The organism is Algoriphagus aestuariicola (genome assembly GCF_017254835.1).
Taxonomy (GTDB): domain Bacteria; phylum Bacteroidota; class Bacteroidia; order Cytophagales; family Cyclobacteriaceae; genus Algoriphagus; species Algoriphagus aestuariicola.
Window position 1 is genome coordinate 238,708 of sequence record NZ_JAFKCW010000004.1, and the last position, 11,196, is coordinate 249,903.

Sequence of the window (11,196 nt, forward strand, 5' to 3'; positions counted from 1 at the left end):
CCAAATCAGCTTCGCCGTCAAAAGAAGTATAAGTTCAGAGTGGTTTTCGAATAAAATTTATTAGTTTTCATCAATAGCTCATTCGTTCCAAAGCGGAGGTCAAGTAGAACAGTTTTTACCAATCGATGCGAGTTTCTCGCAGATGGAAACAAAAAAGGCCCGCATAGGAATACAGGCCAGTTCTTTTACCTGATTACGTTTCGTTTCTGAAAGAGGCTTGATCAGATCTAACACTTCAAATATACGGATTTTCCTTTCCCCCTGATTCGAAAGGAATCGGAATCCTGATAGATTCAGCCAGTATGACGGGAAGTACGTCTTATGAACTCACCAAGCTCTCCTCGGACCCGAAACAATTCCTGTATGGTTTTGCGACCCCAAGTGGAAATTTCAAAATCGTGGAGCATTCGCTTATCGAAACAAGGGATGATAGAAAAGTCTATAACTTGGGTTTCGGAGATTATAATGCCGAAACAGGACAGGTGATTGACGACGAGGTGTCTAATAAGGGAGATGGGAGAATTATCCTCAATACAGTCTTATCCACGATACCGCTTTTCTTCGATCAAAACCCAAGCGATGCGCTTATCGTGCAAGGTAGTGACAGCCGGGATGACTTTCCGGAAAAATGCCGACTTACCTGTATAAAAAGATGTACTGATAATTGTAGAAAGCAGCATCAAAGAATTAGAATTTACTGTAATTTCTTGGATAAAAATTTCGGCAGCTTGGTGAAGAATTACATTTTCTTCGGCCTTTCGGAGTCAAGAGAACTTGATTTTGAACAGTATATACCAGGGAACTCTTATCAAAGGGGTTTTGATTTATAGGAAAAAGTGATGAGTTTTAAGTCGCTTTTAAACGGACAGGAAACATGGGAAAAAAAACTGATAGCAACGTCATTGTTGTTAAAAGCAGCGTTAAAGCTAAAAAAGAGCTGCAAAACATCGGAGCATCCCTGAAAGGCAAGGAGCTTTTCAAGCAAAAAGTGGACAGTGCCAAAGAAATATTGGCAAATATAAAATCGTTGCCCGTTTGACTGGACTCAACGGATATAAATTGTAATCAAAAGGAGCCTTGTGCTCTTTTTTTGTTTTAGGATAGGACTGCTTTCTGCCAACTGGCCCCTGCCTTAGCAAAGTGTTGCCTCACATCAATCAATACAATCCATAACCCATTTGGCGGGGTGCTGCTTCCTTAAATAGAAATGTTGCTTTAGCCCATCTCCTCTCCGCCACCGGCGGTGATAAATCAAAGTTCGGAGGGGTGCGTTGGGTCGACGCAGCAGCGGGGTGCGCGGTGGTCAAGTGCGGTAGGAGCTTTGCTGCGTCTTGATTTTTTCGTTCTTTTTTATCAAGAAAAAAGAACACAGAGAAATAGACGGTCAAGGCATTCAGAGCGGAGTAAACCCATCAATTCACCCTCGTTCCTTAATTTTGCTACTTATGCAAACCTCACTATACGATCACCAGCTCCTCGCTTCTGACCAGCCACAAACCTGCCCGGTTTGCGGACTTCGAACTGAAATACTTTCAGATCTAAGCCATACGCTGGCAAAGACTCAGATTCACCGATGTCCCGACAAGGGATGCGGATTTGAATTTGTCGCAACTGCCGAGGATGGACAAGTATTTCTCTCCTTGAACGGCCTAATTGGGGACAAATGAGGGAGTAACTGAGGGTGTAAATCCCAATAGGACAACAGATGTGTGGCTTTGCATCTGAAGCTTGCCCTGCTATTACAAAACATCAATCGGAGAGGCGGGGGGGGCCGACGTGGACCTTTCCGCCGCAGGAGGAAGCGGGCCAGCGTCCGGCCTCGTGCGGTGAGGACTGAGCGTCAAGGATTAACCCGCCCCGGCGGGCTAATCTAGCGAAGGGCCAGGATGCAGGGAGGCTTTTTAGCCTTTGCCAGGATGTAGGGCTGACAAATTCCACCCAGTCACCGCAATAATTTGACTACTCCCAGAATGTGGTCGATTATGCCCATTCCTCTTGATTTGACTTAAAGAAAACAGTACTAGACCTGAAACATGAATTCAAAGAAGACCGCAGACCGTATAATGCCCTTTATTCCTTTTGTCCCCTTGCCGGCCACAGGGGTGGGGGTTTATACGATGATGTATTTTGATGTTCCTGCTGCGGTTTGGCTATTGAATCTGGCTGTTGTGTGCCTTGGAACTTTCATTTCACTGCTGCTTTTAAAGAAGCCAGTTCCACAGCCGGACATCAATCCTATTCTTGTTTTAGCTGTTTTATCGCTTTTGCTGGTAGGGACTTTTTTTAGTAGCGGAGTGATGGACGTGCATCGTTGGATAAATATCAATTCCCTGCAACTTAATGTTGGACTGATGGTTACGCCTCTGATATTGATACAGATTTCCAGGATTGCCACCCGTACTTTTGCCCTTACATTTAGCGTCCTGGTAACGATTGTTTTTTTATTGCAGCCAGATGCGTCGTTGGTGTCCGCATTTGCCGTTTCAGTCTATGTTCTACTCGTTAAGAAACCTAGGGGAAGACAGATTGGCCTATCGTTTTTGTTTTTCGCCTTGTTTGTGATAGGCTACTCTTGGCATAATTTGGACGGTCTAGAGCCAGTAAGGTATGTAGAGACTATCACTGCTATGGCGAGAGAGATTTCCATGACTTTGTATTTTGTGTCAATTATTTCATTGCTTTTGTTGGTCGTCCCATTTGTATATCCCTATCCCAAGAACGATCAGTTGTCTATTTCTTTGGGTATTTATTTTTTGATCAGTTTACTCGCGCCATTCTTTGGGCATTTCCCGGTTATGTTTATGGGTTATGGAATCTCGCCTATACTGGGCTATTTTATTGCTTTAGTTTGGAAAATCAACACGCATAGTAGCGAGACAAGAAAGGAGCTTGTTTTGCTGAAAAAGACAGGATAGCCAGCAAACAACCAGTAGGGGGGGAAGACTTAGGATGGTCGGTTTCATCTGATCCTGTTAAACTGTCTGATCAAAGGGCGGGGGAGGCATAGAAGCCAATTAAAAATCGGTAAGGATATTAGGGTAGGACAAAGTGTCAAGAAATCTTCCTGTGATTCCGATATTGATCGGAATTAGACTTGGGCCGGGATGTAGGGCTGGCAAATCCCACCTAGTCCAAACGATAATTTGACTACTCCTAGAGGGGGTAAGCTCGTTTCCAATCGGTGTGAAAAATGTCCCCATCTCTATTCCAGACAGGATTAGTATCGAATGGAATTCCTATTGATAATTACCCGGATTCAAGTGGCGGACATGATTTCGATAGTTTGGATATCCTTTGGAAAGCTCATGGAAAACATTCGCACAGGTCACCGCATCTTCACACACGTTGTCTCCAAGATTCACTTTAAACCCGCTTTCCCGGCCTAACTGTGCATATTTTTCATAATTCCCGGATAATTCAAGCAGGCCTAGGACATCAGTATACCAAATGCTGAAACTTTCTATCCCGTAATTTAGAAATAAGGTCTTAAGAATACCCAGTTCTACTACCGAATCATAGATTACCAGTAGATTGTTATTGCAGATTTCTGATAGCGTAGAATCCCAAAGTCTCCTAAAGTTTTGAACAGTTACTATTTCATGAAGTCTCACCTCACGGCCTTTTGGCAAAAGCAACGCATCTTCCTCATCGGGGGGAAGAATGTAGTAGTTAGTCCAATGGACAAGCTCTCCATTTTTCACAAAAGCCAATCCCACATTGCAGACGATTTCCTGGGGTGAATTGACAAATTGAAAAGCCATACTGATGAAATCAAACTCACCGTCAAAGTAATCCGGAAATTTGTGGGGGTTTTCAAAATCCCCCTTTCTTATTTGGCGCTCGATAGCCTTCAAATACTGAGGTTTAAACGTGATACCCTTTTCCCTGTAATAGGATAAATAAGATTTGAGGTAAGCAGGCCGGGCGCCCTCAATAGTTTTGAAAAACCAATACTCATTTTCCATGCCTGGGGATGTTCCCAAAGGCGAAAAAGTAGGTGTCTTTTCTTTGTCAAATAAATCATCAAACCAAATCATGCCGATACCTTTCTGGTTTCCAAAAATCTAATCCTGTCGTTTAGAAATGATGTATTAAGTTAATAAAAGGTAACGGGAGATTCAACTAGGGAAATATCAAAAGGAATATCCAGGTTCAGGAATCCAATCATCGGTTCAATTTCTCAATCGTGCTTGATCAATGAGGATTCTGAGCTCGGCCGATTCCCGAGATTCCATCTCAGAATAAAGTTTCCGCCACACCAAAAAAAACTCCCTTCCCCCTCACATTTTTCTCTTTTACCCCAAAAATACCCAGTACAGGAGGGCAGAGCGTTAAGAAATGATCCCTTTGGATCATTTTAGTGAGGAGCCAGCCTGCAGGGTTGGATTTCTACTAACTGATTCTTTTCTTGGGATACCAACTGACTGCCACCACATTGCTATCCTTTAACCAATCTAAATGATTTCAGCATTTCGGGATCTTTTTCTCTTTCTATTCCTCTTAGGTACTAGTTCTGTATTTGCCCAGACAGAGTCCAAAGTATTCGTGACCAAGACCGGTGCCAAATACCACCGCTCAACTCTAGCTGCTATGATCAGACAGGCGACCAGAACTTCTGAGACTACCACTGCTTGATCGCCTTCTCCTTAAGGAGAGAGGACAAGCCGTAAAAAATCTTCTGGTAGAAGATTTTAGGCTTGGGCCAGCTTGCAGGGTGGGATTGTGAAGGGATGAGGTAGACCAAGGTCCCCGGTGCACCCGAAAAGTATCGACAGGAAGTATCTATTGCTGGCAGCATGCGGGTTAGGAAGACAGGCCAATTCAAAATTGGTTTGGATATTCGAGTAGGACAAGGCGTTAAGAAATCTTTCTGTGAAAGATTTTAGCCTTGGGCCAGGAAGTAGGGTTGACAAACTTCACTCAGTCCAAACGATAATTTGACTACTCCCAGAGGGGGGAGCCTGGAACCTGCCTAAGTCAGGTATTGTCATTTTTCGGCCTGCACAACCAATAACCTTTTGACGGCTGCCGCCTCATTGTCGTTGACATGTAACTTGACATTTATTGACACTTTTTTACAATTGCACTCCTTTTTGTAAAGTAAGATTTTTCCAAAGGAATATATTTGAGGGTAAGTACACCCAAATAAACAATGTCGGTAAAATATTCTGAGCTTAGAAAAAAACTAAAAATTGATGTAAAAAAACCGGAACAGTCCGAATTGGCCTATTTGACCCATTTTTTGCACAGTGCTGAAAACGGAGTGGCAGATTATTACAGAACCGGAGCCGACCGGTATGCGGAGACTATCGTTGACTTGGTGGAAGAGCCTTGGTACCAAGGGTACCTGCCCATCAAATGGGACGTTCCTTTTCCCCCTCCAGAAAATCCGACATTCAAATTTATCGATCTCTTCGCCGGTATAGGGGGGTTCAGAATGGCCTTTCAAAATCTGGGAGGCAAATGTGTTTTCACCAGTGAATGGAACCACTATGCCCAAAAAACCTATGAAGCCAATTTTGGTGAAGTCCCATTCGGAGATATTACCAAGATAGATGAGACGGAAATTCCCGACCATGACATCTTGGTCGGTGGGTTTCCATGCCAGCCGTTTTCGATTGCAGGGGTGTCGAAAAAGAATGCATTGGGCAGAAGCCACGGCTTCTTGGATGAAACTCAGGGTACACTCTTTTTTGACATAGCCCGAATCCTTAAGCATAAAAGGCCAAAAGCTTTTCTGCTGGAAAATGTCAAGAATCTCGTTTCCCATGACAAGGGCAAAACATTTAAAATTATCTCCGAGACGCTCAGGGAGCTGGGATATAACATTCACTACCGGGTACTTGACGGAAAGTACTATGCGCCCCAACACCGTGAACGGATTGTAATTGTAGGCTTCGACAAAAATGTATTCCATGGCAATGAGGATTTCTCTTTTCCGGAAATGTCCGCCAATCCACCGATGGTAATGGAAGATATCTTGGATAAGCAGGTCGAGGACAAGTACACGCTTACCGATAACCTGTGGGATTATCTCCAGAAATATGCGAAAAAACACAAAGCTGCCGGCAATGGGTTTGGATTTGGTCTGGTGAATTTCGATGGGGTTTCCAGAACCCTAAGTGCAAGATATTATAAGGACGGCTCGGAGATCTTGATTCCTCAAGAAGGCAAAAACCCAAGAAGATTGACTCCAAGAGAGTGTGCAAGGCTCCAAGGTTATCCAGAGGATTTTAAAATTCCGGTTTCGGATACTCAAGCCTACAAACAGTTCGGGAATTCTGTTGTAATGCCGTTGATGCAGGATGTGGGAAAGTCGATATTGGAGGTTATCAAAGAGAAACAACTGATCCATGTCCAATCCCCTTTCTAAGTTTTTTGTCGCTGCCGGGGCGAAACGCTTGAGTGCCGTCGAGGCTGAGCCTGAGACATCCAATCAGCACGAGTTCAATGGGGTGATTGGTTTCAGAGACATCTTCGGATCGGCAAGGCAGACGTTTGAAACCGACTTTTTATACTTGCCTGACGACGAAAGTCAGGAGGTTTCTGCCTCCGGATTCCTGACGTGGTATGATGCCCGAGAACGGCACCCCACTAGATCCGAATATCGGATTTATTACAATACCAATGGACCCATGCAGTTGGCACAGGAAGGTGATATGATGATTATCGCCAAAACAACCGCATCGAAATTGTTGGTCATCATCTGTCCTAAAGGTTCGACGCACGAAAGCCAGCTGTTGTGGTTGTTTGGATTGGAAGAGTCCGAAAGAAAATTTGTGGTCAAGGAATATGGTGAGGAAAAATCCGATTTGGGTTACGCCGGGAAGCTGATCGTTTCTTCCTTGGGACTGGAGATAGAAGAGGAGGAACCCGACTACCTAGCCGAAATGCTTCACCGATTTGGGGCCAGTCTCCCCGCTACTCTTATTTTCAGCGAATACGCCCGTAAGTCTTTGAAGACGATGGCTTCTCCTGTGGAAGCGCCTGACGAGACCTTGTTGGCTTGGATGGAGTGGGAAGAGAAGCTCTTCCGGACTTTTGAGAAGTATCAGGTGCAGGAGAAGTTGCGAAAGGGATTTGGGGCCGACGGAATGGACGTGGATGATTTTATCAGCTTTTCCCTAAGCGTCCAAAACAAACGAAAGTCAAGAGCAGGCTACGCTTTTGAAAATCACTTGGCAGAGATTTTTGATCAGAATGCTATCAGCTATTCCCGAGGTGCAAAGACAGAGCGAAACAACAAGCCCGATTTTCTGTTTCCGGGAGTGTCCCAGTATTTTGATCTCGATTTCCCAAGTTCAAAGCTGACGATGTTAGGACTTAAGACCACTGCCAAGGATCGCTGGAGGCAGGTAATACCGGAGGCTGACCGGATCAGCCCCAAGCATCTGATCACCTTGGAGCCCGCTATCAGCAAAAACCAAACGGATGAGATGCGGGTACAAGCGGTGCAGCTGGTGATTCCAAAATCGATCGTTCCAACGTATTCTTTGGATCAGCAAAGGGAATTGATGTGTTTGGAAGATTTTATTGGGTTTGTGAAGAGTAAGTTTGCGCTAATTGTGTCTTAATTACCAAGCATATCAATTGAATTTTACCGTTAAAAATGGCTTTCGATTTTAGTAAACTGTCTCCTTTGTCTATTATGACGCTGGTAATGGCGTTTTTCGTGACGGTGTCAGCAGGGGCGCTTTTCCTTTTCGTGTATTCGAGAGAATTGTTCCTCAGTGTGGATTCATTTAAACTGTGCCTTTTAAGTTTTGGCATAACAAGCCCATTTTGGATCGTAAATACGATCCCTCATTTTTTTTGGGAGGGTGCAGGAAATGCAGATGCGAAAATTGATTCTCCTCTAATTGCTTGTTTATCAGGATGTATTTGGACAGTTCCCGTAGTCTACAGTCCTATAATTTCATCTTTATTCTGGCAATTAAATTTCAGAAATGCCCTTTTGATGATGCTAGCTGTAGGGTTGGTGGTTTTTGTTATTTTGAATTTTATCGAGGGAAGATCAGGAAAAAAAGTTGCGTTATAAAATCTATAACAGTTTATTTATCAAGAATTTAAGAGAAGTTCCGACGGAAGCGTGCAACAGCTTTTCAATCTTGTTGCTAAGCATCATTTAAAAGTAGAATCTACAGGATTTGTAATAAATAAAGAATGGATGTCACAATCAACTTTTGATCAAATTAAATCGCTGATAATGAGTCAACTTTCACCACTAACGAAGTTGATTGGAATAGGTGATAGGGAAATGGATAAAGCTCTCATCAGATATGATTTAAGGATAAAACAGATCATTAAAAACGATATGCAAATCAATCAGCCGCATTGTCTTTTTGATTGGGCAATGTCAGCCTCTAAAGGAGATCAGCATTCGAAGTCTTTTATTAGCTTTATTCATGATGAGATATCGCAGCTTTTAGCTTCTTTAGATCCTAAGTTTTTAAGTTCAGTTAAAAATACTGCAAAACAGATAGTTTTTTCTTTTGACGATAATCCTGAACTCAAAAACAATCCAAGCTTTATGAATTATTTAGGTGAGATTGTAGGTCTTAATTTTATCCTCCAAAAAGAAAAGACACGTTTTAACTTACTTTCTATCGAAAAAAAGTTAGCAAATTCAAAAAGCGCAGACTTTGAATTCCTAGATAATTCAAATGGAGATGTAGTATTGATAGAATTTGTTAGTTTGCACGGAATTGATCCTTCTAAAATTGAGAATGTTGAGATATTCAAAGAATTTCTGGAGTCGCGCTTTAATCAAAAGATCGAAGCTAAAACGGTGAATATGATCAATCATCATCATAGAATCGAAATGCTAGATGGCTCAAAACCTAACTTCACCATATTACCTATTCTGTGGAGTGAAGTGCAGTTTTTATTGCCTTTTAGAAAAGCATTTGATGATTTGAACACTAAGTACGCAAATGTTTTGCCATGTGTGTCACTATTGCCACAATTGTTAGAGGATGAGACTGTTCATTTCAGTCTTGCTACAGTCAGTAACATACTAGATCGTTGGGAGCAACAGAGATAAGAGAAAGCTACAACAAAGGCCCTTTAGACTCAAGAACAGAGGAGAAATTAAAAAATACTATTGAATTTTTAGAAAGCTTCAAAAATTCTAGCAGATGAATAATTCTGAGATTTTCGAAAACAATTTCTATAGCACCTATTATTATTCAAATATCATTTCAAATATATTGACAGGTGATCCTGATACAATTGGTTTTTTATCCAATTTCAGGGAATATATAGGGAGTAGTATTTTTTTGCCTTATCAGAAAGAATCTGCTCTCCACCATTTTTGCAGATCAGTGATCCATGATTTCCTCTATGAAGACATGACAAGATACGATGAGGAAGATTGGATACGCTGTGAGGTGAATTCGTATTTTAAGTTTCGCCCATACATTGACAGTGCCTTTTCTGTGTTTGATTTGAATTGGTCTTTTGACGAGTTTCTAGATGGGAAAACAAATCCAGAATTCTCCGATTTAGAGGAGTATTACGAAGAGGTGCAAATCACCGGCTATTTTGAGGAAGTTGTCAATCGAATAGCTGATGAAGTTTTCTATGTTATTTTTAACAATAGAGGGTTAATGAGTGATTTCAATGAGCTAGTGGCAGGAAGTCTGGATCTGTACTTGAATGATTATGAGGATTCTGATTTTGATGTCAAATCCCTCTTTACATTAAAGGGGACGCTTAAAAGAGCTCACATACCACAATGGGCAAAAAACGCTGTATTTCATAGAGACAAAGGACAGTGTACTTTTTGTCTGAAGGAAATTTCGGGAATACTTAGTCCAAATAGCAAACGCCACTATGATCATATGGTGCCTTTAGCGGAAGGTGGGCTTAATGATGTGTCAAATTTACAGTTGTTGTGTGGAAATTGTAATCAGACAAAAGGTAAAAAAAGAACAACGCCCTCCCTGAAATACTTTAAGTGGTATTGAATCCCCTTGAAAATTCCTTACTTTTCCCTCGTTTAACTGCACAAAAAGTTTGATTTTTGCTTGACATGGTGGGTAACCCATTAAAACTGCAAAAACACAATCAATGAAACTTTTAGCTATCGATCTTTTTGCCGGCGTAGGTGGTTTGACAGAAGGGATGCACAAAGCCGGTTTTGATACCAAGATGGCCTTTGAAATAGATTCTTTGGCCTCAAAAGCCTATAAGTTAAATCATGAGGGAACTGAGGTAATTACAAAAGACATCAGAAAAGTAGATCTTCAGGAGATTAAAGATACGCTTAATGGCGAGACGATCCATTTACTTGCAGGGTGTCCTCCTTGCCAAGGGTTTAGCTCAATGAGAAGGTTGAACCGGAAGCAGGAGGTCTTTGACGAAAGAAATGACCTGATTAACGAATATGTCCGGTTTGTAATGGAGCTTAGACCCTATACGTTTATGATGGAGAACGTACCTGCCTTGGAGAAGTATGATCTTTTTATTGCAGCACTTGAAACTTTTAAAACGGCTGGTTACAAAGTAGATTACAAGGTGGTCAATGTGAAGGATTACGGAGTCCCCCAAAGCAGAAAGAGGCTGGTGTTGGTTGGCTCTAGGTTGGGTGAGATTAAAGTGGCGAAGCCTATCAATAAAATAGTTACTGTAAAAGAAGTCATCGGCGATCTTCCTTTGCCAGAGAACTCTACAGATCCGCTGCATTCTGTTTTCCCTAGGCATAATCCGCAAATCCAAAGCTTGATAAGGGATATTCCGAAAAACGGTGGAAGCAGAAAGGACCTTGGACCGGAAAGACAGTTGAAGTGCCACCAAAAACCTAACGTAGGGTTTAATGATGTCTACGGAAGACTTCGGTGGAACGACTATTCTACCACCATCACTGGAGGTTGTTTGAACCCTTCTAAAGGCAGGTTCCTCCATCCAGAGCAGGATCGGTGCATCTCGGCAAGAGAAGCTGCCTTGCTACAGTCTTTTCCGCCGGAATACAAATTTCCACTAGACGCTCCTAAAACTAATATTGCGCTGATGATTGGAAATGCTCTGCCGCCTGAGTTTAGTAGGATTCAAAGTGAGAATCTGCTCAATCATATGGTAGAACATGGTTTGCACTAGTCTGAAGGATTACTATTTGCAGATATTCGATTAACACATGGTCATACTTTTAACTAATCTATTTTTTTTATATCATTATTGACTTGCAAATAGAAAAAT

At 42.1% G+C, this 11,196-nt stretch carries 13 protein-coding genes; 11 read left to right on the forward strand and 2 right to left on the reverse strand.

Annotated elements, in window-relative coordinates; all coding sequences use genetic code 11:
* Positions 1-302 precede the first annotated feature (302 nt).
* The 4 genes from J0A67_RS17215 to J0A67_RS17230 all read left to right on the forward strand — a co-directional run bounded on the left by J0A67_RS17215 (position 303) and on the right by J0A67_RS17230 (position 2,915).
* Positions 303-830, forward strand: coding sequence for a DUF6934 family protein (locus J0A67_RS17215; protein ID WP_206570634.1), 528 nt, complete (start codon positions 303-305; stop codon positions 828-830).
* 44 nt (positions 831-874) lie between these two features.
* On the forward strand, positions 875-1,039 hold the full coding sequence (locus tag J0A67_RS17220) for a hypothetical protein (RefSeq protein ID WP_206570635.1): 165 nt from the start codon (positions 875-877) through the stop codon (positions 1,037-1,039).
* Between the two features lie 406 nt (positions 1,040-1,445).
* Positions 1,446-1,667, forward strand: a complete 222-nt coding sequence (locus tag J0A67_RS17225; protein ID WP_206570636.1) for a hypothetical protein — start codon at positions 1,446-1,448, stop codon at positions 1,665-1,667.
* Between the two features lie 450 nt (positions 1,668-2,117).
* Positions 2,118-2,915: a hypothetical protein gene (locus J0A67_RS17230; protein ID WP_206570637.1), complete on the forward strand. Its 798-nt coding sequence runs from the start codon at positions 2,118-2,120 to the stop codon at positions 2,913-2,915.
* A 321-nt stretch (positions 2,916-3,236) separates the two neighbouring features.
* On the opposite strand, the gene J0A67_RS17235 is transcribed toward J0A67_RS17230, so the two are convergent.
* Entirely contained in the window at positions 3,237-4,037 is an 801-nt protein-coding gene (locus J0A67_RS17235; protein ID WP_206570638.1) for a 3'-5' exonuclease family protein, read from the reverse strand.
* Positions 4,038-4,458: 421 nt separating this feature from the next.
* Between J0A67_RS17235 and J0A67_RS17240 the strand changes: the two genes are divergently transcribed.
* On the forward strand, positions 4,459-4,635 hold the full coding sequence (locus J0A67_RS17240) for a hypothetical protein (RefSeq protein WP_206570639.1): 177 nt from the start codon (positions 4,459-4,461) through the stop codon (positions 4,633-4,635).
* On the opposite strand, the gene J0A67_RS17245 is transcribed toward J0A67_RS17240, so the two are convergent.
* Positions 4,622-4,798, reverse strand: a complete 177-nt coding sequence (locus J0A67_RS17245) for a hypothetical protein (protein WP_206570640.1) — start codon at positions 4,796-4,798, stop codon at positions 4,622-4,624. The two genes, J0A67_RS17240 and J0A67_RS17245, sit on opposite strands and share 14 nt — an antisense overlap.
* Positions 4,799-5,152: 354 nt before the next feature.
* On the opposite strand from J0A67_RS17245, the gene dcm reads away from it, so the two are divergent.
* From dcm to J0A67_RS17275, 6 genes are all read left to right on the forward strand, one after another.
* Entirely contained in the window at positions 5,153-6,373 is a 1,221-nt protein-coding gene (gene dcm / locus J0A67_RS17250) for a DNA (cytosine-5-)-methyltransferase (RefSeq protein ID WP_206570641.1), read from the forward strand.
* The gene (locus J0A67_RS17255; protein WP_206570642.1) at positions 6,354-7,574 is read left to right on the forward strand and encodes a type II restriction endonuclease; all 1,221 of its coding nucleotides are present in this window, start codon (positions 6,354-6,356) and stop codon (positions 7,572-7,574) included. Before dcm ends, J0A67_RS17255 begins: the two co-directional genes overlap by 20 nt.
* Before the next feature lie 35 nt (positions 7,575-7,609).
* On the forward strand, positions 7,610-8,038 hold the full coding sequence (locus J0A67_RS17260; protein ID WP_206570643.1) for a hypothetical protein: 429 nt from the start codon (positions 7,610-7,612) through the stop codon (positions 8,036-8,038).
* A 51-nt stretch (positions 8,039-8,089) separates the two neighbouring features.
* The gene (locus J0A67_RS17265; protein WP_206570644.1) at positions 8,090-9,043 is read left to right on the forward strand and encodes a hypothetical protein; all 954 of its coding nucleotides are present in this window, start codon (positions 8,090-8,092) and stop codon (positions 9,041-9,043) included.
* A gap of 94 nt (positions 9,044-9,137) precedes the next feature.
* The gene (locus tag J0A67_RS17270; RefSeq protein ID WP_206570645.1) at positions 9,138-9,968 is read left to right on the forward strand and encodes an HNH endonuclease; all 831 of its coding nucleotides are present in this window, start codon (positions 9,138-9,140) and stop codon (positions 9,966-9,968) included.
* 103 nt (positions 9,969-10,071) lie between these two features.
* Positions 10,072-11,097 carry a DNA cytosine methyltransferase gene (locus J0A67_RS17275; RefSeq protein WP_206570646.1) on the forward strand — a complete coding sequence of 342 codons (1,026 nt, stop codon included), beginning with the start codon at positions 10,072-10,074 and terminating at the stop codon, positions 11,095-11,097.
* Positions 11,098-11,196: the final 99 nt, after the last annotated feature.

What these genes read in the sequence shown, in the direction of transcription:
- J0A67_RS17215 (WP_206570634.1), top strand. Translation starts at nt 303, where the DNA reads ATGACGGGAAGTACGTCTTATGAACTCACCAAGCTCTCCTCGGACCCG.
- J0A67_RS17220 (WP_206570635.1), top strand. Translation starts at nt 875, where the DNA reads ATGGGAAAAAAAACTGATAGCAACGTCATTGTTGTTAAAAGCAGCGTT.
- J0A67_RS17225 (WP_206570636.1), top strand. Translation starts at nt 1,446, where the DNA reads ATGCAAACCTCACTATACGATCACCAGCTCCTCGCTTCTGACCAGCCA.
- J0A67_RS17230 (WP_206570637.1), top strand. Translation starts at nt 2,118, where the DNA reads ATGATGTATTTTGATGTTCCTGCTGCGGTTTGGCTATTGAATCTGGCT.
- J0A67_RS17235 (WP_206570638.1), bottom strand. Translation starts at nt 4,037, where the DNA reads ATGATTTGGTTTGATGATTTATTTGACAAAGAAAAGACACCTACTTTT.
- J0A67_RS17240 (WP_206570639.1), top strand. Translation starts at nt 4,459, where the DNA reads ATGATTTCAGCATTTCGGGATCTTTTTCTCTTTCTATTCCTCTTAGGT.
- J0A67_RS17245 (WP_206570640.1), bottom strand. Translation starts at nt 4,798, where the DNA reads ATGCTGCCAGCAATAGATACTTCCTGTCGATACTTTTCGGGTGCACCG.
- dcm (WP_206570641.1), top strand. Translation starts at nt 5,153, where the DNA reads ATGTCGGTAAAATATTCTGAGCTTAGAAAAAAACTAAAAATTGATGTA.
- J0A67_RS17255 (WP_206570642.1), top strand. Translation starts at nt 6,354, where the DNA reads ATGTCCAATCCCCTTTCTAAGTTTTTTGTCGCTGCCGGGGCGAAACGC.
- J0A67_RS17260 (WP_206570643.1), top strand. Translation starts at nt 7,610, where the DNA reads ATGGCTTTCGATTTTAGTAAACTGTCTCCTTTGTCTATTATGACGCTG.
- J0A67_RS17270 (WP_206570645.1), top strand. Translation starts at nt 9,138, where the DNA reads ATGAATAATTCTGAGATTTTCGAAAACAATTTCTATAGCACCTATTAT.
- J0A67_RS17275 (WP_206570646.1), top strand. Translation starts at nt 10,072, where the DNA reads ATGAAACTTTTAGCTATCGATCTTTTTGCCGGCGTAGGTGGTTTGACA.